This is a genomic window from Flavobacterium sp., assembly GCF_032153895.1.
In the GTDB taxonomy this organism is placed as follows: Bacteria; Bacteroidota; Bacteroidia; order Flavobacteriales; family Flavobacteriaceae; genus Flavobacterium.
Map to the genome: position 1 here is coordinate 1 of NZ_JALDYN010000035.1, position 20,980 is coordinate 20,980.

22 protein-coding genes are annotated in these 20,980 nt (G+C 37.5%); 15 read left to right on the top strand and 7 right to left on the bottom strand.

The genetic code is table 11. The annotated features are described in order from the left end of the window. Positions 1-58: 58 nt before the first annotated feature. The 3 genes from RUH60_RS10130 (at position 59) to RUH60_RS10140 (ending at position 3,300) form a co-directional block, all read left to right on the top strand. Positions 59-2,335, top strand: coding sequence for a M1 family metallopeptidase (locus RUH60_RS10130; RefSeq protein WP_409559660.1), 2,277 nt, complete (start codon positions 59-61; stop codon positions 2,333-2,335). Between the two features lie 105 nt (positions 2,336-2,440). Beyond that, on the top strand, positions 2,441-2,731 hold the full coding sequence (locus tag RUH60_RS10135) for a twin-arginine translocase TatA/TatE family subunit (RefSeq protein ID WP_313807961.1): 291 nt from the start codon (positions 2,441-2,443) through the stop codon (positions 2,729-2,731). Then, positions 2,731-3,300, top strand: coding sequence for a phosphatase PAP2 family protein (locus tag RUH60_RS10140; protein WP_313807963.1), 570 nt, complete (start codon positions 2,731-2,733; stop codon positions 3,298-3,300). Before RUH60_RS10135 ends, RUH60_RS10140 begins: the two co-directional genes overlap by 1 nt. Positions 3,301-3,335: 35 nt before the next feature. Here RUH60_RS10140 and RUH60_RS10145 read toward each other — a convergent pair whose 3' ends face one another. Next, complete coding sequence (locus tag RUH60_RS10145; RefSeq protein ID WP_313807965.1) at positions 3,336-3,977, bottom strand: O-methyltransferase; 642 nt, start codon at positions 3,975-3,977, stop codon at positions 3,336-3,338. 69 nt (positions 3,978-4,046) lie between these two features. Between RUH60_RS10145 and rlmN the strand changes: the two genes are divergently transcribed. The 5 genes from rlmN to RUH60_RS10170 all read left to right on the top strand — a co-directional run bounded on the left by rlmN (position 4,047) and on the right by RUH60_RS10170 (position 8,487). Beyond that, positions 4,047-5,090: a 23S rRNA (adenine(2503)-C(2))-methyltransferase RlmN gene (rlmN, locus tag RUH60_RS10150; RefSeq protein WP_313807967.1), complete on the top strand. Its 1,044-nt coding sequence runs from the start codon at positions 4,047-4,049 to the stop codon at positions 5,088-5,090. A 42-nt stretch (positions 5,091-5,132) separates the two neighbouring features. After that, positions 5,133-6,113, top strand: coding sequence for a polyprenyl synthetase family protein (locus tag RUH60_RS10155; protein ID WP_313807969.1), 981 nt, complete (start codon positions 5,133-5,135; stop codon positions 6,111-6,113). A gap of 92 nt (positions 6,114-6,205) precedes the next feature. Then, complete coding sequence (locus RUH60_RS10160; protein ID WP_313807971.1) at positions 6,206-6,766, top strand: RNA polymerase sigma factor; 561 nt, start codon at positions 6,206-6,208, stop codon at positions 6,764-6,766. Next, positions 6,753-7,394, top strand: a complete 642-nt coding sequence (locus RUH60_RS10165) for a hypothetical protein (RefSeq protein WP_313807973.1) — start codon at positions 6,753-6,755, stop codon at positions 7,392-7,394. Before RUH60_RS10160 ends, RUH60_RS10165 begins: the two co-directional genes overlap by 14 nt. 34 nt (positions 7,395-7,428) lie before the next feature. Beyond that, a complete protein-coding gene (locus RUH60_RS10170) occupies positions 7,429-8,487 on the top strand; it encodes a hypothetical protein (protein ID WP_313807975.1) in 1,059 nt (352 codons plus the stop codon). A gap of 39 nt (positions 8,488-8,526) precedes the next feature. Here RUH60_RS10170 and RUH60_RS10175 read toward each other — a convergent pair whose 3' ends face one another. Together RUH60_RS10175 and RUH60_RS10180 are read right to left on the bottom strand one after the other, a co-directional pair. Continuing rightward, positions 8,527-9,471: a D-alanyl-lipoteichoic acid biosynthesis protein DltD gene (locus tag RUH60_RS10175; RefSeq protein ID WP_313807977.1), complete on the bottom strand. Its 945-nt coding sequence runs from the start codon at positions 9,469-9,471 to the stop codon at positions 8,527-8,529. Next, a complete protein-coding gene (locus RUH60_RS10180) occupies positions 9,472-10,890 on the bottom strand; it encodes an MBOAT family O-acyltransferase (protein WP_313807978.1) in 1,419 nt (472 codons plus the stop codon). Positions 10,891-11,028: 138 nt separating this feature from the next. On the opposite strand from RUH60_RS10180, the gene dnaG reads away from it, so the two are divergent. Next, positions 11,029-13,008, top strand: coding sequence for a DNA primase (gene dnaG / locus RUH60_RS10185; RefSeq protein ID WP_313807981.1), 1,980 nt, complete (start codon positions 11,029-11,031; stop codon positions 13,006-13,008). On the opposite strand, the gene RUH60_RS10190 is transcribed toward dnaG, so the two are convergent. Further along, the gene (locus tag RUH60_RS10190) at positions 13,005-13,634 is read right to left on the bottom strand and encodes a response regulator transcription factor (protein ID WP_313807983.1); all 630 of its coding nucleotides are present in this window, start codon (positions 13,632-13,634) and stop codon (positions 13,005-13,007) included. The two genes, dnaG and RUH60_RS10190, sit on opposite strands and share 4 nt — an antisense overlap. Positions 13,635-13,712: 78 nt before the next feature. Next, positions 13,713-14,519, bottom strand: coding sequence for an NAD(+) synthase (nadE, locus tag RUH60_RS10195; protein ID WP_313807985.1), 807 nt, complete (start codon positions 14,517-14,519; stop codon positions 13,713-13,715). Between the two features lie 86 nt (positions 14,520-14,605). On the opposite strand from nadE, the gene gldB reads away from it, so the two are divergent. Both gldB and gldC read left to right on the top strand, forming a co-directional pair. Continuing rightward, on the top strand, positions 14,606-15,565 hold the full coding sequence (gldB, locus tag RUH60_RS10200) for a gliding motility lipoprotein GldB (protein ID WP_313807987.1): 960 nt from the start codon (positions 14,606-14,608) through the stop codon (positions 15,563-15,565). After that, entirely contained in the window at positions 15,565-15,900 is a 336-nt protein-coding gene (gldC, locus tag RUH60_RS10205) for a gliding motility protein GldC (RefSeq protein ID WP_313807989.1), read from the top strand. Before gldB ends, gldC begins: the two co-directional genes overlap by 1 nt. Before the next feature lie 26 nt (positions 15,901-15,926). Here the strand turns inward: gldC and yihA are convergent, their stop codons facing one another. Together yihA and RUH60_RS10215 are read right to left on the bottom strand one after the other, a co-directional pair. Beyond that, a complete protein-coding gene (gene yihA, locus RUH60_RS10210; protein WP_313807991.1) occupies positions 15,927-16,544 on the bottom strand; it encodes a ribosome biogenesis GTP-binding protein YihA/YsxC in 618 nt (205 codons plus the stop codon). Between the two features lie 46 nt (positions 16,545-16,590). Next, a complete protein-coding gene (locus RUH60_RS10215) occupies positions 16,591-17,346 on the bottom strand; it encodes an alpha/beta hydrolase (protein ID WP_313807992.1) in 756 nt (251 codons plus the stop codon). Positions 17,347-17,759: 413 nt separating this feature from the next. Here RUH60_RS10215 and mraZ point away from each other — a divergent pair, with 413 nt between their 5' ends. From mraZ to RUH60_RS10235, 4 genes are all read left to right on the top strand, one after another. Beyond that, on the top strand, positions 17,760-18,230 hold the full coding sequence (gene mraZ, locus RUH60_RS10220) for a division/cell wall cluster transcriptional repressor MraZ (protein ID WP_313807994.1): 471 nt from the start codon (positions 17,760-17,762) through the stop codon (positions 18,228-18,230). Then, a complete protein-coding gene (gene rsmH / locus RUH60_RS10225) occupies positions 18,205-19,113 on the top strand; it encodes a 16S rRNA (cytosine(1402)-N(4))-methyltransferase RsmH (RefSeq protein ID WP_313807996.1) in 909 nt (302 codons plus the stop codon). The genes mraZ and rsmH overlap by 26 nt, the downstream gene beginning before the upstream one ends. Before the next feature lie 2 nt (positions 19,114-19,115). Next, a complete protein-coding gene (locus tag RUH60_RS10230; RefSeq protein ID WP_313807998.1) occupies positions 19,116-19,460 on the top strand; it encodes an FtsL-like putative cell division protein in 345 nt (114 codons plus the stop codon). Next, positions 19,451-20,980 (top strand): penicillin-binding transpeptidase domain-containing protein (locus RUH60_RS10235; protein ID WP_313807999.1); only part of this gene is annotated, 1,530 nt, incomplete at its 3' end. The genes RUH60_RS10230 and RUH60_RS10235, both read left to right, overlap by 10 nt.

Sequence of the window (20,980 nt, forward strand, 5' to 3'; positions counted from 1 at the left end):
ATAGTGAACCGGATGGACAAGTTGAATTTTAGACAAACAACCAAACAACAATATATATATGAAAAAATCTGTATCCGTTTTTTCGTTAGCTGCTTTAGCGATGCCTTTCATTGCTTTGGCTCAGGACACAAAACCCACGGAAAAGAAACGCGAATCAGGGCATTATGACAACAATAAATTCAGTCAGATGTACCATGAAATGGCGACACCCAATTCGTATCGCACAGCATCAGGAGCACCAGGACCAGCCTATTATCAGCAACAAGCCGATTATAAAATGGATATCGAGCTAGATGATAAAAACACGCGTTTAAATGGTAAAGAAACCGTTACCTATACCAATAATTCTCCAGAAACATTGACGTATTTGTGGGTTCAGCTAGATCAGAATCAGAAAAAGCGTGGCGGTCAATCCGGTTTGGTGCAAAATGAACGAATTGATGGCGCAATGTCTCCGGGAGGTTTTGCTAAAAAATTCATGGAGCCTTCTTTCAACGGTGGTTTTAATATCGAATATGTAAAAGACGCCAAAGGCAATCCAATGAAATATACCATCAACCAAACCATGATGCGTATTGATTTGGATACACCACTAAAGAAAGGTGAAAAAGTGTCCTTTTCCATAAAATGGTGGTACAACATCAACAATTACATGGTGGACGGCGGTCGTTCCGGATATGAGCATTTTGATAAAGACGGAAATAATTTATACGTAATCGCACAGTTTTATCCGAGAATGGCGGTATACAGCGATGTGGAAGGCTGGCAAAACATGCAGTTTTGGGGTTCGGGAGAATTTGCTTTACCATTCGGAAATTTTGAAGTGAACATCACAGTTCCGGCAGACCACGTTATGGAGGGAACTGGAGTTTTGCAAAACCGAAGCGAAGTATTTACCTCGGAACAAGTAAAACGATACCAATTAGCAGAATCTACGTATGATAAACCGATTGTTGTAGTGACGCAATCTGAGGCTGAAGCAGCCACCAAAGGCTTCTCTGATAAAAAGAAAACCTGGAAATTCAAAGCTGCCAATGTACGTGATTTTGGTTTTTCAACATCCAGAAAATTTATCTACGATGCGATGGCCGTGAAATTAGCAAATGGAAAATCAGTGATGGCGATTTCGTGTTATCCACCGGAAGCGAATCCTTTGTGGGGGGATTATTCGACTAGAGTTGTGGCACATACTTTAAAAAGTTACTCGAGTTATACTTTCGATTATCCGTATCCGAAAGCCGTTTCAATTTCAGCCGAAGATCAGGGAATGGAATATCCAATGATTTGTTGGAATTACGGACGTCCGGACGAAAACGGTTTCATCAGCGACCGCATCAAATATGGTATGATGGGTGTAATCATCCACGAAGTTGGGCACAATTTTTTCCCGATGATTGTCAATTCCGACGAGCGCCAATGGACTTGGATGGACGAAGGATTGAATACCTTTTTGGAATATTTAACCGAACAAAGTTGGGATAAAAATTTCCCGTCAAGTCGCGGACCTGCTGCTAAAATTGTACCGTACATGAGTGGTGATCAAAAGTATTTAGAACCAATCATGTCGAACTCGGAAACGATTTATAATTTCGGAGCGAATGGGTATTCGAAACCCGCAACCGGACTGAATATTTTACGTGAAACGATTATGGGACACGATTTGTTTGACCACGCTTTCAGAACTTATGCACAGCGTTGGAAATTCAAGCATCCAACGCCGGAAGATTTCTTCAGAACGATGGAAGACGCATCGGCAGTAGATTTAGACTGGTTTTGGAGAGGTTGGTTTTATTCCACAGATTATGTAGATATCGGTATCAAAGATGTAAAACAATATTTCGTAACCGAAAATCCTACCAAACAGGTAACGGAGCAATTCAACCGCAGAGGAAGAAAAATCAGTGATGCGCAGCCAATGGTGTACATGGTTTCAGAATCCGCGGAAGATTTTAAATCTGATATGAAAAAACCGCTTGAAATTAAAGATGTAAAATTATTGAGCGAATACACGGCAAAACTTTCTTCGGAAGAGAAAAAAGAATTAAAAGCTCCAAAATATTTTTACGAAGTCGAATTCGACAAACCCGGCGGAATGATGATGCCGATTATCGTAGAATTACAGTTTGAAGACGGAACCAAAGAAAATCACCATTTCCCAGTCCAAATCTGGAGAAAAGGGAATGATACGGCAAAACGCGTTTTCGCAACCGAAAAACCGGTGAAGAAAATTCAATTGGATCCAAAACTGGAAACCGCCGATATTGATGTAACCAACAATGTTTGGCCAAAAGAAGAAGCGAAATCCAAATTTGACGAATTGTCACAAGGGAAATAATAACAAAAGACCGTTCAAGCAGCGGTCTTTTTAGTTTTTAATAACAATTTCATTTCGAAAACTTTGTAACTTTGCAATCTTGCAAATAATAACCAGATTACCATTATGTTTGGAATAGGAGGCGGAGAAATTTTCCTGATTATCGTTGTAGCACTGATGTTGTTCGGTTCGGATAAGATTCCGGATATTGCCCGTATGTTGGGTAAAGGAATGGCTGAGATTAAAAATGCGACCAACGATATCAAAAGTGAAATTCAGAAAAGTGCCGAAATTAACGATATCAAAGATTTAAACCCGATGAATCAGCTCGATTTGACTTCTGATATCACCAAAGAAATCGACAAAGCCAAAGAAGATATCGAAGACATGACCGGACCGATTAAACGCCAAATGTAATGCTGGAAAAAATCATTCAACTCGATAAAGAGCTTTTCGTTTTTCTCAACGGATTGGGTTCAGAATCTTTTGATGGAATGTGGCTTTTGATTACAAAACAATTGCACTGGACGCCTTTTTTCTTAGTGATATTTTATCTTTTATTTAAAAAATTAGGTTGGAAGCATTTGTTGCTAATTTTGGTTTCCATTGCATTGATGATGGTTTTTACCGATCAGCTTACCAATTTAGTAAAGAATAGTGTGCAGCGTTTGCGTCCGTGTAACGATTTGGAAATCAAAGATGTCATCCGAATCGTGAAATCCAGCGACACCTTTAGCTATTTTTCAGGTCATGCTATGAATTCAACTGCAGCAACAATGTTTGTGTATTTAATTCTGAAAAAATATTACCGATACGCCTTTTTACTGTTTTTATTCCCGTTGATATTCGCTTACAGTCGTATTTATTTGGGACTGCATTTTCCGACAGATATTCTTTCGGGTTATGTTTTTGGAGCAGTTTCGGGATTCATTTTCTTTAAACTTTACAGCTATTTCAGAAAGAAATATTTTCCTGAAAGTATTTGATATAAAAAATCCCGATTGTAGTCGGGATTTTGTTTTTATAGAACTCTACTCATCGTCAAACCATCACGAATCGGTAGTAAAACGGTTTCTACTCTAGTGTCGTTTTTTAGTAATTCGTTGTATTCCAGTAGAACTTTGGTGCTTTTGTCGTTAGCTTTTACCTCTTCTAAAACTTTGCCGCTCCAAAGTACATTGTCGGATAAAATCAATCCGCCTTTGTTCATCATTGGAACAATCATATTGAAATAGTTGATGTAGTTTTCCTTGTCCGCATCAATAAAAACCAAATCGAATTTTTTATTCAAGGTCGGAATGATGTCTAAAGCACTTCCCAAATGTTGCTGAATTTGTTTTCCCCAAGCCGATTCGTCAAAATATTTACGCTGAAAATCGTATAGTTCTTCGTTGTTGTCAATCGTATCCAAAGTGCCGTTTTCGGTTAAACCTTCGGCTAAACATAATGCTGCATAACCAGTGTAAGTTCCGATTTCCAAAATCGCTGAAGGTCTTGTTAGTTTAGAAATCATACTCAGAAATCGTCCCTGAAAATGCCCGCTCAACATTCTGGGTTGTAAAATTTTCTGATGGGTTTCTTTATTCAAACGTGCCAATAACTCTGGTTCATTCTCGGAATGCAGCGCTACATAGTCTTCTAAAGCTTCGGATATAAAGTGCATAAACTGATTTTTTACAAAATTACAAATATCCCAATAACCAAATCCACAAATTGTAACTAACTTTGCGCCATGCAAACGGAGAAAAAAGACATACGCGCTTTAACGAAGGAACAATTACGTGATTTTTTTGTGACGAATGGTGATAAAGCTTTTCGAGGGAATCAAGTGTACGAATGGTTGTGGCAGAAACGCGCCCATAAATTTGAGGACATGACCAACATTTCCAAACACACACGTGATATGTTGGAAGCGAATTTCGTCATCAACCATATTAAGGTCGATACAATGCAGCGTAGTTCAGACGGAACCGTGAAAAATGCTGTTCGTTTGCATGACGATTTGATTGTCGAATCCGTTTTGATTCCTACCGAAACCAGAACAACAGCTTGTGTTTCGAGTCAGGTTGGTTGTAGTTTGGATTGTAATTTCTGTGCGACTGCTCGTTTGAAACGTATGCGAAACTTGAATCCGGATGAGATTTACGATCAGGTAGCCGCGATTGACAATGAAAGCCGTTTGTATTACGACAGACCGCTATCCAACATCGTTTTCATGGGTATGGGCGAACCGCTGATGAACTACCCGAATGTGATGAAAGCGATTGAGAAAATTACTTCTCCAGAAGGATTGGGTATGTCGCCGAAAAGAATCACGGTTTCTACTTCGGGAGTTTCCAAAATGATTAAGAAGATGGCCGATGACGAAGTAAAATTCAAATTAGCCGTTTCCCTGCATTCTGCGATTGAAGAAATCCGAAATGACATCATGCCATTTACCAAAAGTTTTCCGTTAAACGAATTGCGTGAAGCTTTGGAATATTGGTACAAAAAAACCAAAAGCAAAGTTACCTACGAATATGTGGTTTGGAAAGGCATCAACGATGATAAAAAATCCATTGACGCTTTGGTGAAATTCTGCAAATATGTGCCGTGTAAAGTCAATTTAATCGAATACAATCCGATTGATGACGGGCAATTCCAACAAGCATCTCAAAAAGCCATTGAAGATTATATTTTTGCCTTAGAGCGAAACGATATCGTGGTAAAAGTGCGTCGCAGTCGCGGAAAAGACATCGATGCGGCCTGTGGTCAGCTGGCGAATAAAGAAGCGTAAAGCAATAGTTTTCGTTATGGATTTTCGCTATATTTGAACCACATGAAAATCACGGAAAAAATAAAAGCGCCGATTGCCTTTGAAATGGAACTTTTCGAAAAGAAGTTTCAGTTAGCAATGTCTTCCAAAGTGGCACTTTTAAACCGAATCACCCATTATATTGTCAATCGAAAAGGGAAACAAATGCGTCCAATGTTTGTTTTTCTTACCGCAAAAATGGTTTCAGGCGGAACAGTAAACGACAGAACGTATCGCGGTGCTTCCGTAATTGAACTGATTCATACGGCAACTTTAGTTCATGATGATGTAGTCGATGACAGCAACAAACGTCGTGGTTTTTTCTCCATCAATGCGTTGTGGAAAAACAAAATTGCCGTTTTGGTTGGCGATTTTCTGCTTTCTAAAGGTTTACTGCTTTCTATTGATAACAACGATTTCGATTTACTAAAGATTATTTCCGTAGCCGTTCGTGAGATGAGTGAAGGCGAATTACTTCAGATTGAAAAAGCTCGTCGACTCGATATTACCGAAGATGTGTATTACGAAATCATCCGTCAGAAAACGGCAACGTTAATTGCGGCATGTTGTTCCCTTGGTGCTTGCGCCGTAAATCCGGAAGATAAAGAAACCGTGGAACGCATGCGTAAATTCGGTGAATTAATCGGAATGGCGTTTCAGATTAAAGACGATTTGTTCGATTATACCGACGATGCTATCGGAAAACCTACCGGAATCGACATCAAAGAGCAAAAAATGACCTTGCCGTTAATTTATGCTTTGAACAATTGTACGCCTAAAGAGAAAAGTTGGGTCATCAATTCGGTTAAAAACCACAACAAAGACAAAAAACGCGTTCGCGAGGTGATTCAGTTCGTAAAAGACAAAAACGGATTGGGTTACGCCGAACAAAAAATGATTGCTTTCCAGCAGGAAGCTTTACAACTTATTCAAAACTTCCCCGATTCTCCATATAAAGAAGCCTTAGTTTTAATGGTGAATTACGTGATTGAAAGAAAAATTTAATTTTTTTTCATGTCCATACAACCTTTTTTAAACTTCAATCGTCTATGCTAATAGAAGTCGGTTTATAATTCAGACTTTGAAATAAAAATGTAATGAAGGTTATTAACTTACATCAGGACGAAAAAGAAATCATACAGTTGGCGCTCGAGAACAATCGGCACGCGCAACACAAGATTTATTCGCAGTTCGCTCCCAAAATGTTAAGTGTGTGCCGACAATATGTTAAAGATGTTCATCAGGCGGAAGACATTATGATTACGGCTTTTATGAAAGTGTTTTCTAATCTGAAAAATTTCGAACATAAAGGCAGTTTTGAAGGTTGGATTCGCCGGATTATGGTCAATGAAAGCATTTCATTTTTACGAGTTCAGAAACAGGTAAAATTTACAGAAGACGAAACTTTTTTTGAAGAACGTTCCAATAATATTGAAAGCCAATTTTCGGTGGAAGATATTCAGTTTTTAATTGACAGTCTACCGGATGGCTATCGCATGGTGTTCAACCTCTATGCAATCGAAGGGTACAAACATCAGGAAATCGCCGAAATGTTAGGAATTAGCGAAGGAACATCAAAATCACAATTGTCGCACGCCCGAAAAATGCTTCAAAATCAAATTAACAAACAAAAGAACTATGAGTATGGAACCGAATAAAATGGAAGAAGAGTTCAGAAAAAAACTCAACGCAAGGGAGATTCAGCCTTCCGATGCTGCTTGGGACAGATTGGATGCAATGCTTTCGATAGCGGAAAATAAAAAACCAAAACGCAATTTCCGTTGGCTGCATATAGCGGCAAGCGTGGTGTTTTTTTTGGGAGTAGGTCTGTTTTTGATGAATCAGGAAACGGAAAGCAATGTTGAAATTCCAATGTCAAATAATGATGTAGTTACGGTTGAGCCTTCTGAAAATGGAATAGATGTCAGTGGGAATAATGATATTGTGAAATCTGTTCCGGTTCAGGAAGCGGTTGCTGAAAACAAATCTGTTCAGAAAGAAAAAGTTGTCGTGAAAATTGCGCCTCAACATTTTGCAAAACAGGAAGTTACTGTTGAAGAGAAAGTAACTACAGAAGAAGTTCAAAAAGTAAGCATTTCACCAGAATCGATGTTAGCTTCTGTTGATGCAACTAAGGAAAAACCAAAAGTAAAAGTAAATGCCAGTTCCCTTTTATCAGCTGTAGAAGGTGAATTGAATCAGGAATTCAGAGAAACCAAATTCGATAAAATCCAAAAGAAATTTGAAGCCGTAAAAACTGCGGTAGCCAATAGAAATTACGAGTAAACAATCAAAAATCGAACAGTTAAAATTTTTAATCATGCAGAAAATTATTTTTTATGTAGCGGTAACCTTATGCCTTTTTGTGAGCAAGTTAACAGCGCAAGAAACGTTTGAGCAACGTGCTAAAATCATCGCTCAGAATATTGAAACGATTACCAAAGAAGAAAAGCAGGCATTGAAAGATAAAGTAGATGCCATTAATGTAGAATTGGACAACAAGACAATTTCACAGGAGCAAGCCGATCAGCAGAAAATAGACGCGGCAAATCTTCACTCTAAAAACATTGAAGACCGAGTAGCTTTGGAACAAGCAAAATTGAATGATTTGGTGCAGGAAAAAGTAGAAGGAAAAATTCAGGAAACATCAAAAGATACGCTTAAAAAAGGACGCTATTCGATTATGTTTGGAACTTCCGGAGTACGTGTGAAAGATAGAGAAAAAGAGCAGGAAGAAAGAAGAACCACTTCGCAGTTTGTTTTTGCGGCTGGTGTAAATAACTTGGTAACCGATGGTGCAGTGGCACATTCAGATTACCGTTATTGGGGTTCACATTTCTATGAATGGGGAATTTCTTGGAACACGCGTTTGGCTAAAAACCATAACTTATTGCACGCAAAATATGGTTTGTCTTTGATGTACAACAATCTGCGCCCAACGGATAATCGTTATTTTGTGGAAAATGGAGATCAAACCGATTTAGTGACTTCGGGAATCAATCTGAAAGATTCAAGATTCAGAAATGTGAATTTGGTATTTCCGGTGCATCTGGAATTTGATTTTTCACCGAAAAAAACATCAAAAGACGGTACAAAAACTTATTTCAGAACGCATGAAAGTTTTCGATTTGGAATTGGTGGATTTGCCGGATTCAATATTAAATCCAAACAGATTTTGAAATATGATGACAACGGACACGATTATACCGTAAAAGAAAAAGGAAATTTCAATACCAATGATTTTGTATACGGTGTGAGTTCTTACATCGGATGGGGGCAAACCAGTTTATACGTAAAATATGATTTGAATCCATTGTTTAAAAACAACGCGATCGATCAGAACAACATTTCCTTGGGAATCCGTTTCGACTTGAATTAATTTGGTTAGTTATACATACGTTTTTAAAGGCAGCTTTATTTAGAGCTGTCTTTTTTTATTTTGAAGAATGCCATTAACAAACTGATTTACAATTTTTGAACTTTTGATGGCTCCGTTGGTATGTAAATGATCGGAATCATAGAAATCGGCGTTGGAAAATCGGTTGTCTTTAAATAAGTTCAGATAGCTTACATTTTCATTGTTTTCCGTTAAAGAGTTACAGGTTTTAATGATTTTAGCAAGTTTCTCCTGATTGACATTTTCAGAAAAATAATCGGTAACAGGAAGTGTTAGCAATACTACTTCAATGTTTCTTTTTTTGCACGCATCAATTATGGCTTGAATTCGAAGAGTGTTGTCGGTAAAATCCATTAAATGATCTTCTACAGAATTGACTCTTTTTTGAGCTTCTTCTTTCGAGATGAGTTGCTTTTCTTCTGGAGTATAATTGATGCCAAATCCGTTTTCGTCACAGTTTACAAGGGTTCCGTCCATACAAAAACGGGACAATATTTTAATGTTATTGTTGAAGTTTCTTGTTGATGAAAGAAACAGTCTGGTTGGATCATATTTAACAATAGAAGGAACTTCAAGATTCATGTAGCTTTCATAGTAATATTTTCTCCAGTTGTTTTCATCGGTATTAATTACCTCACTTAAGCTAGTATATTCAATATGAAGAATTACACAATCAACATTTTTAAATTTGTCAATGTGTTTGTCAAAGAGCAATTTGTCAAAATAGATGGTTTGACTCACATACGATAAGTTGAAAGTGGGTTTGTTAAAATATTTTGGGTTTAAGCCGTAAAATGGATGAGAATTGCCAAAAATCAGTACTTCTGTCGTATCCTTTTTGTGTTCGATTAAATCCCGCTTTTTAGTATAATCGTTAGGGACAAATCGATAAAAGCCTTCAATAAAAAGGAAGATGCCGATAAAAGGCAATACAAACAGGAATATTTTTTTTAAAAGAATCTTCATTTAAAATTGAAAATAGATGAATTCGAAATCTTTCCCGTAATAGTAAAGAATGATTAGCGCAATCAAGGAATAAAAGCTGATTCGATAAATTCTTTTCCAGCCAAAAACAAATTTTTCAATGGCATAAGCGTTGTTTCTTCCGAACCATTCTATCATGATAAATAAGACGATGTATCCAATAACGGTCTTCGGAAAGATTTCAGGTACAGAGAATAAACTACTTGAAAATAAAAGGGTTATATAGTTCCATGCGGCAGTAAGCGATTCTGCTCTGAAGAAAATCCAGGCAAAAGTAACTAGCGAAAAAGTTATGGTTATCTGTAATAATGATTTAAATGTAGTATTGTCTGAAAATGATAAAAAATTACGGTTTTTATTGGTTATCAGCAGCGGAATAAAATAAAGTGCATGAAGCAATCCCCAAAAAAGGAAAGTCCAGTTGGCACCATGCCAAAATCCGCTTAAAAGAAAGATGATGAAAACATTGCGAATGCTTTGGTATTTGGAACCTTTCGATCCGCCTAACGGAATATAAACATAATCTCGAAACCAACTGGATAAGGAAATGTGCCAACGACGCCAAAATTCAGCTATGTTTCTGGAAAAATAGGGGAATGAGAAATTTTGTAACAATTCAAAACCTAGCAATCTGGCAGTTCCTAAAGCAATATCGGAATACCCTGAAAAATCACCATAAATCTGAAATGAAAACAAAATCGCTGCAACAACAAGCGAGCTTCCGGAGAAATCGGATGGGTTTTCAAAAACTTCATTGACGTAAAAAGCGCAATTGTCAGCAATTACAATTTTCTTTACCAAGCCCCATAAAATTTGTCTTAAACCATCAACTGATTTGGTGTAGTCGAAATTTCTTTTCTTTTGTATTTGAGGTAGCAAATGTGTGGCTCTTTCTATCGGTCCTGCAACCAGTAAAGGGAAGAAGCTTACAAATAACGAATAATCGGTTAAACTTTTTACTGGTTTTATTTTGCTGTTGTACACGTCAATAACATAAGACAAACCGTGAAAAGTGTAGAAAGATATTCCGACAGGTAAGATGATTTTTAAAGACCAGGTGTTGGACATAAACCCTAAAAGGCTTGTTAAATCAGTAAAACTGTCCAGAAAGAAATTGAAATATTTGAAAAACCCTAAAAAACACAAGTTGGCGATTATAGAAATCCAAAGCCATGTTTTTTTATGATTTGCCGAATTGAAGATTTTATGTGCGATTGTAAAATCCAATACAATTGAAAACGACAAAAGCCCTAAAAAACGCCAGTCAAAACAACCAAAGAAAAACAGACTGACAAGTAATAAAAATTGATTTTGGCGCTTTAGTTGTTTATTGAAAACATACCAATACAGTAAAAAAACTGTTGAGAAAAAAAAGGCAAATTCAATTTTATTGAAAAGCATACGATTGCTTAGTTTTTTAAATCAGCCATAAAAATAAGGGTTAAAATTTAAAAATGATTGATTCAGATAAGTTGATGAAAAATAAATATGTGAATTTTAGAATCAAGAACTTTGTATCTTTGGAACTTTCCACTGAAAATGATTTCACAGAACACCATAGAAACCGTATTTGAAACCGCCCGAGTTGAGGAGGTTATTGGCGATTTCGTTCAGTTGAAACGTGCTGGAAGTAACCTAAAAGGCTTGAGTCCGTTTTCGAATGAAAAATCACCATCGTTCATGGTTTCGCCTGTGAAACAGATTTGGAAAGACTTCAGTTCCGGAAAAGGTGGAAATGCGGTTACGTTCTTAATGGAACACGAGCATTTTTCGTATCCGGAAGCGATTCGGTATCTGGCTAAAAAATACAATATCGAAATTGAAGAAACTGAGATCAGCGACGATGCCAAAGCCGAAGCCAATGAAAAGGAAAGCATGTATCTCGTTTCGGAATTTGCTCAAAAATATTTTCATTCGACTTTACTAAATACCGATGAAGGCAAAGCGATTGGCTATTCTTATTTTAAGGAGCGAGGTTTTACGAAAGATACGATTGAGAAATTCGGCTTAGGATATTCCCCTGAAACTTGGGATGCTTTCACTATGGAAGCACTTGGGAAAGGATATAAACTGGAATATTTAGACAAAACCGGACTAACGATTGTAAAAGATGATAAGCAATTTGACCGTTTCAAAGGCCGGGTCATGTTTCCGATACAAAGTATGTCTGGTCGTGTTTTGGGCTTTGGTGGACGAATTTTAACCAATGATAAAAAAGCGGCAAAATATCTTAATTCGCCTGAAAGTGAAATTTACCATAAGAGTAAAGTCCTTTACGGAATTTATCACGCCAAACAAGCCATTGCCAAACTCGATAATTGCTTTTTGGTGGAAGGGTATACCGATGTGATTCAGTTGCATCAGGCCGGAATTGAAAATGTGGTGGCTTCTTCGGGAACCGCATTGACGCCAGACCAAATTCGTTTGGTGAACCGATTGACCAAGAATATTACAGTGCTTTTTGACGGTGATGCTGCGGGTTTACGGGCTTCCATTCGAGGAATTGACTTGATTCTTGAAGAAGGAATGAACGTCAAAGTTTGTTCGTTTCCTGATGGAGATGATCCGGATAGTTTTGCCAAAAAAACACCTTATGACGAATTAGTAGCGTATTTGAATGACAACGCAATGGATTTTATTCAGTTCAAAGCATCGTTATTGATGAAGGAGGCCAAAAAAGACCCTATCAAAAAAGCGGAACTAATTCGCGATATGGTGACGAGTGTTTCCAAAATTCCAGATAAAATCAAACGCGAAATTTACATACAGGAATGTTCTCGAATCATGGATATTTCCGAAGATGTGTTGTTCAATACATTGGCACAATTGGTTCAGAAAGACATTACTGAAGCTGGGAAAAAACTGAAAACCGAACAAAAAGCTTTCGAGGTTGTGAAAACAGACGTTGGCCTTGAGCAACGAGCAAAAATCGATGTGCTTTATGAACTTGAGCGTAAAATCATCGAAATTCTATTGCTTTACGGAATTGTTGAAGAAGAATTTGAAGATGTGTTACTGAAAGTAAACGAAGAAGGAGAAACCGTTGAAGCCAAAGAGAAAAACAATTATAAAGTCTATCAGCGTATTTATTTGAGTTTGCAGGAAGATGAGGTGGAATTGGCGAATCCGTTGTTTCGAGCAATTTATAACGATTTGATCAATTACTTTCACCAACACGAAACCTTCGAACTGGAACAGTACTTAATGCGTTTAGAACCGGAATTGGCTCAGGAAGTGACGCATATTTTAATGGAAGAAGAGCGCGATTTGCTCCACAACTGGGAAGCACAACAAATTATCGTAAAACAAAAAAACCAGACGGTAAGTCAATACGTTTCTGAAACAATACTGACTTTACGCTGGTTTTTAGTGGATAAAATTATCAACGAATTGAAAGGTTCACTTTCTGCAGAGCCTGACGCTGATAATTCTGAAACGCTTGGCATGGCTATGGAATACTACAAGTTAATCAACTCTTTTTCTTCCAAATTGGGCCGCGTGATGTCGCGTTACAGTTAAACGATTTCTAAAGCTTTGGCTTTGTTTACCAAGTCAACCAAATTGGTAACGTGTAATTTTGTAAGTAATCTTAATTTATACGTACTGATGGTTTTTTCGTTCAGATTAAGCAACTTGGCAATTTCTTTGTTTTTCTTACCGTCGCTTAAATAACGTAATACTTCGATTTCTCTGGAAGATAGTTTGCGGTACAAACGATCTGATTTTTTGCCTTTGTTCAGTAATGCTAAGTTTTTCTTCACGGCATCGCTGAATACCACATGTCCTTCGTTAACCTTTTTAATGGCGTTTTCTAAATCTTCTAATTTGGAATTTTTATGAACATAAGCAGCAATACCGGCCTTTAGTGCATTAGGAGCGTAAATTTGTTCTCCTAAATTGGTAAATACAATAAATTTGCTATCCGAATATTCTCTGATTAATGATTTAACCATATTAATGCTCGTCAATCCTTCTAATTCCAAATCCAAGACAACAACATCAACCGCTTTTTTCTTTAGTAATTCATCCAAGTCGTCCAAATTACTAACAACTCCTACAAAATTCACGACAGAACTGTCCTTAAAGTAGGATTTCACCCCATGATGAACCACAGGATGGTTGTCTGCTAAACACACTCTAATCATTTCACGTACATTTTTAATAGTAATAGTCTGTAAAATTACTAAAAAAATACAACATACTGAGTATCAATCATCAGAAATTTACTTCATTTCATCGGGAATATCACAAACCGGAATCGGAATCATCTTATGTTGGTTAATTGTATTGAGTCGTTTGTAGATTTTGAAGACTTCTTTTTCTCGACCTTCAAAGTCATCTTCTGTTTTTCCGGACGCCATTGCATTCATGGCCGCTTCCAGTTCGTCGTAGCTGGCGCCTAATTGGTCTTCATCGCTACGGTCGTCTCCAAAAAGGCCGTCAGTGGGTTTCGCAGCTAAAATACTATCAGGAACTCCAACGTGTTTGGCAAGCAATCGCACTTCGCTTTTGACCAAATCAGCAATAGGACTAATATCAACACCGCCATCGCCGTATTTGGTGAAGAATCCCACGCCAAAATCTTCCACTTTATTTCCGGTGCCGGCTACTAAAGCACTGTTCAGCCCTGCAAAATAGTATAAAGTGGTCATGCGTAAACGCGCTCGGGTGTTGGCTAAAGTAAGGTTTAAAGCCTTTTCGTTTTCAGAAGAAGGTACCTCGGTTTTAAATTCCTCAAAAACAGGAATTAAATCAGCAATTGCACTTGACACGTTTGGGAAACGCTTTTTCAGTTGTTCAATATGCTCCTGACCTCTTGAAACCTGAGACGGATGCTGATGAATCGGCATTTCCACACATAAAGTTGGTAATCCGGTTTGAGCACATAAAGTTGAGGTTAAAGCAGAATCGATTCCTCCAGATATTCCCACAACAAAACCTTTAACTTTTGCGTTAGTTGCATAATCTTTAAGCCAGTTTACGATATGTGTGTTGATTTTATCTGCCTGAAATGTGTTTGCGTTTGTCATGTTATTTATGAAGATTTTATAAAACTGTAATGTATATTTGCGTCAAATTTGTTGCCATAAAAATATTAATTTTTGATCAAAGTCGTATGAAGAAGTACATGATGCTTTTCGTTGCCGGAATCTTGTTCGTTGCTTGTAAGAAAGAAGACAAAGTGACCGAAGCTGTAGCTGATATTCAGGTTAACGTGAAAATAGAGCGTTTCGATAAATTATTTTACGAATCCAAACCGGAAGATTTAACGCAATTGAAAAGTGATTTTCCGTTCTTTTTTCCGCCGGGAAATCCCGATACCGTTTGGACCAACAAGTTGAACAATCCGCTTTTAAAAGAATTGTACGGAGAAGTGAAGAAAAAATATCCGGATAATGCCGCTTTTGAAAATGATTTGGAAGATTTGTTCAAACGCATCCAATTTTACTATCCGGAATATAAAACACCGAAAGTAATCACTTTAATTTCCGAAGTGGATACCGATGCAAAAGCTATTTATGCTGATAGTTTGGTGTTGTTGTCTTTGGATACGTATTTAGGAAAAGACCATCGTTATTATGAAGGATTTCCGAAATACCAACGTCAGGGATTTGAACCATCACAAATGCTTCCGGATTTAGTTTCGAGTTTTTCGTTAGGCAAAATTGCGCCACCAACCGATCGAACGTTATTAGCGCAAATGGTGTATTTCGGTAAAGAATTGTATCTGAAAGATATGTTGTTGCCTGATGCTACAGATGCCGCTAAAATTGAATACACCGAAGAGCAAATCAAATGGTGTAAGGAAAACGAAGCTGAAATGTGGCGTTATTTTATCGAGAACAAAGTGTTGTTCGATACCGATACCAAATTGATGCAGCGTTTTATTTCAGTAGGGCCTTATTCTAAATTTTATTTAGAAATTGATGCAGAATCACCGGGTCGCGTTGGTCAATGGTTGGGATGGCAGATTGTAAAATCGTACATGAAAAACAACGACGTAAAATTGCAGGAAATGATGGCTTTGGGTGCCAAAACAATATTTGATAATTCTAAATACAAACCTAAAAAATAATGTCAAAAACAATTAAATCCGAAATAAAACTTACTGTAGAATTAGACGAAAACCGAGTGCCGGAAAAGCTTTCCTGGACTGCTAAAGACGGCGGTGTTAATGCAGAAGATGCAAAAGCAATGTTGTTGTCAATTTGGGATAGTAATCAACAGGAAACTCTGCGTATCGATTTATGGACGAAAGATATGCCAGTTGATGAAATGAAAGTGTTTTTTCACCAGACTTTGGTAGCTATGGCTGATACGTATCACCGCGCTACAGAAGATGAAAAAATGACTGCAACCATGCGTGATTTTTGTGATTATTTTGCAGAAAAGCTTGATTTGAAGAAATAAAAAAAGCGACCATTTGGTCGCTTTTTTTAAAAACTGTTATTCTTAAACAAATCCTGATTCACCTGATCGATAAATGCTAAAAGTGGTTCGCGTCCCACTTCGTCTAAGGATGAAGTTACAAAATATTGTGGCATTTCTTCCCAGTTGTTGGCCAATAGTGCTTTTCGGTAAGCGGCTACGTGTTGGTCAATTTTCCCGCGACTGATTTTGTCGGCTTTGGTGAAAATGATGCAAAACGGAACTCCCGATTCTCCTAAATACGTAATGAATTCCAAGTCGATTTTTTGGGCTTCGTGACGAATATCAATCAAAACAAAAGCGCAAACCAATTGTTCTCTTTTTTCGAAATAATCGGTGATGAATTTCTGAAAAATCTCTTTAGTTTTCTTAGAAACACGAGCATAACCATAACCTGGTAAATCGACCAAAAACCAATTGGAATTGATTTTAAAATGATTGATTAACTGCGTTTTTCCTGGTCTTGCCGATGTTTTTGCCAAATTCTTATGATTGGTCAGCATGTTAATCAATGACGATTTTCCAACGTTAGAACGTCCGATAAAAGCATATTCCGGAAGCGGTTCATTCGGACATTTACTAACCTCAGAATTACTGATGATAAATTCGGCAGTGTTAATTTTCATAATATCTAAAAATTTAAAAAGTTACAGTTGCCTGTAACTTCTTAGTTTATAAATTCGATTTTTTTAACCATTCCAACATCAAGCGATTGAATTCATCCGGATGTTCCATCATGGCAGCGTGGCCACATTTGTCAATCCAGTATAAGTCAGAATTGGGTAATAATTTATTGAATTCCTCAGCCACATCAGGTGGTGTAACTTTGTCGTTCTTTCCCCAAATAATTCCCGTTGGCGTTGTCATTTTTGGTAAATCCTTAGCCATGTTATGACGAATTGCACTTTTGGCAATCGTTAGGGTTTTTAATAATTTAATGCGGTCATTTACAGTAGCGTAAACATCGTCAACAATCTCTTTGGTCGCTACGGCAGGATCGTAAAAAACATCTTCAGCTTTTTTTCTGATGTAATCATAATCACCTCTTTTCGGATAGCTTTCTCCCATAGCACTTTCATACAAACCTGAGCTTCCGGTAATAACCAATCCAGCCATTTTTTCAGGATACATTTTAGTGTGATACAAAGCAATATGTCCACCTAAAGAATTTCCTAAAAGAATAACTTTTTCATAGCCTTTGTAGGTAATAAAATCCTTTACAAATTTCGAAAAAGCCTTAACATTCGTTTTTAAAATATTGTTGGTGTATAGAGGTAATTCAGGAATAACAACTTTATAGCCGTGTTTTGGAAAGAAATTGGCAACTCCATCAAAGTTGCTTAAACCGCCCATAAGTCCGTGTAAAATAATGATAGGCGTCCCTTCTCCAGCTTCAAAATAGTTGTATTTGCCTTCTTTTTTTAACATGTGTTTTTGGTGTATAATTATCCAATATCAAAATCAAGCAAATATATGATTTTATCTAAAATTAGGAAGTTTTCGGTAAGAAAATATAGGTGAAGGTATAATCTTTAAATCTGCTGAATTACTGTTTTTGGCAAACTGTTAATAATCAGCATGTTTTGAATTTGTTTCGGTTTGTGGAGAGTTTTGAGAATTTTGCAACAAAAAGGCATGACTTTCTGTTGAATTTTCGACTTTCTTCAATAAAACTTTTAAAATCCAGAAAAATACTTAAGGATTAGAAATGAATCGATTAGCAGATTTTCCTACTAAAAAAGCACGAAGCATAAAAACTTATCAACAAAGTGGGAATTTGTGGTAAAATGTGGTAAAAAAATCTGTACTTTTGTTTTAAATCTATTCAAAAACTGTTTCGCTTGACGAATATCATAGGAACATACGAGTGTAAAATCGACGCAAAAGGAAGGCTGATGGTGCCGGCTCCGCTGAAGAAGCAATTGCCTTCTTTGGAGGAAGGTTTTGTGTTGAAGCGCTCTGTTTTTGATAAATGTGTAGAGCTTTGGCCAAAATCGGAATGGGATTTAATGATGTTGAAAATCAACAAATTGAACCGATTCAATAAAAAAAGCAACGACTTCATCCGCAAGTTTATGGCTGGAGTCAAGATGGTCGAAATTGACGATGCAGGACGTTTGCTGATTTCAAAAGACTTAATTGATTTTGCAAATATTTCCAAAGATTTAGTGTTGAGCTCGAAAGTGAATATTGTGGAAATCTGGGATAAGAATTTGTACGAACAGGCTATTTCAGACGATGATATTGATTTTGGAGATTTGGCGGAAGAAGTAATGGGAGGTTTAAATGACGACGACAATGGAATATCATAATCCGGTATTATTGAAAGAAACGGTAGATGGTTTGGAAATCAAACCGGACGGAATTTACGTGGATGTGACTTTCGGCGGCGGCGGACATTCCCGAGAAATCATGCGTCGTTTGGGGCCGAACGGAAAATTGTTTGCTTTCGACCAAGATGAAGATGCTTTGGCTAATGTCTTAGATGATGAACGCTTTACGTTAATTCATGAAAATTTCAGATTTCTGAAGCGTTTTTTGCGTTTTCACGGCGTTCGCGAAGTGGATGGAATTTTAGGTGATTTCGGAGTTTCATCGCACCAGTTTGATGTCGCGGAGCGCGGTTTTTCCACTCGATTTGAAGCGGAGCTCGATATGCGAATGAATCAGAAAAGTGAAGTGAGTGCCTATCATGTGGTAAACGAATATGAAGAAAACGAGTTGCGTAGAATTTTTGCCGAATACGGAGAATTGACAACCGCTAAAGGAATTGCGTACGCTATCGTAAATGCTCGTAAAGAGCAACCAATCAAAAATTCAGAACAATTAAAAAAAGTGTTGTCGAAGTTTTTGCCGGCGCATAAAAGCAATAAAATTTTAGCCCAGATTTATCAAGCGATTCGTATTGAAGTGAATCAGGAAATGGATGTGTTGAAAGAATTTTTGGAACAATCCTTAGAAGTATTGAAGCCGGGCGGAAGATTAAGTGTGATTTCTTATCATTCTTTAGAAGACCGATTGGTAAAGCGTTTCATGAAAAACGGGATGTTTGAAGGAGAGCCGGAGCGCGATTTTTTTGGCCGTTTTGAAGTTCCTTTCAAATTAATCGGAAAAATGATTGTTCCAACGGAAGAAGAAATCAAAGAAAACAACAGAGCGCGTAGTGCCAAATTGCGAATAGCGGAAAAACGATAGTCATGAAAGGAGGAATTTACAGTTTATTAAAAGCAAAATTTCTGATTGAAGACGATGCGCTTAAAAATTGGAAGTTCATCGTTTTTCTGATTTTACTGGCGATGGTAATGATTGCCAATTCACACCGATACGAGCAAAAAACCTATCGCATTACAGAGTTAACCAATGAAGTGAAAGAATTGCGTTCCGAATTTGTAGACCGCCGTTCGCAGCTGATGGAACTCAAAATGGAATCGACAATTTCAAGAGAGATGGAACCGAAGCAAATTTTACCGTCATCTGTTCCACCTAAAAAAATAAGAGTTTTAAAAGAAGAAAAAAGTGTTTTAAAAAGTTTATGGCAGTAGAGAACAAACATATCTCGTACCGTATTTATTTAGTAGCCTTCATGATTTTCGTGATGGCTATTGCGGTTACTGTCAAACTAACCAATATTCAGTGGGTTGAAGGCGATCATTACCGCCAATTGGCCAAACAAAGAACGGTTCGCAATTTTGTGATTCCGGCGAATAAAGGGAATGTGTATTCGGCAGATGGAAGTTTGTTAGCAACATCTATTCCTAATTACACGATTCGATTTGATGCTATGGCGCCTACTGATGAGAATTTCGAAGAAAACGTAAAACCGTTATCGGATTCCTTGGCAATCGCTTTAGGGAAACCTTCAGGTTATTTTCAATCGGAATTGCGTAAAGCCCGTTCCAACAAAAACCGCTACTACTTATTGGCTCGCAAGTTGAGCTATACCGAATACATGCGCATCAAAGGATTTCCACTTTTCAATTTGGGAACTTATAAAGGCGGAATGATAACCGAACAGAAAATTATCCGCGAGCATCCAATCGGAAAAATTGCAGAAAGAACTATTGGTTACGAACGTTTTGATGAAAATGGAAAAGGTACTCGTGTTGGAATTGAAGGTGCTTTCGGAGAATATTTGAACGGAAAAGACGGTCGTCGCTGGATGCAGAAAATTGCTAAAAATCAGTGGAAACCCATCAGTGATAACAATGAAATCGAGCCTCGTGATGGTTATGATATTATTTCTACAATTGATGTTTACATTCAGGATATCGCCCACCATGCTCTGTTGAAGCAATTGGAATATTACGAAGCCGATCACGGTTGTGTGGTGGTAATGGAAACCAAAACAGGCGAAATAAAAGCGATTTCCAATTTAGGAAGAGCAGAAAGCGGAAACTATTATGAAACCATCAACTACGCTGTTGCCGAGTCACACGAGCCGGGTTCAACTTTCAAATTAGTCGATTTGATTGCGCTTTTAGATGATGAAAAAGTTGATACCAGTAAAGTATACGATTCCAAAGGCGGAGACATCACTTATCACGGAAGACATGTTCGCGATTCCAAAAAAGGAGGATACGGAAAAATTTCGTTAGCTCGTGGTTTTGAATTGTCATCGAACACGGTTTTAGTTCAGGCTGTTCAAGAAAATTACAGAGAAAATCCGGAGCAGTTCGTCAATCGTCTTAATAATTTAGGGTTGAACAAGCCCTTAGGATTGCCCTTTAGAGGAGAAGGAGTTCCGTTCATTCCACAACCTGGCGGAAAAGGTTGGTCTGCAATCGCTTTGCCTTGGATGGCATACGGTTATGGAGTTTCTATAACGCCACTTCAAACATTGACGTTGTATAACGCAGTAGCAAACAACGGCGAAATGGTAAAACCTCAGTTTGTGAAGGAAATTAAAGAGTGGAACAAAACCATTAAGAAATTTGATAAACAGGTTATCAATCCAAAAATCTGTTCCGATGAAGCACTTGCAAAAATCAAAGCTGTTTTAGGAAATGTGGTGAAAAAAGGAACCGGTTCAAAACTGTATTCCAAAGATTTTTCAATGGCCGGT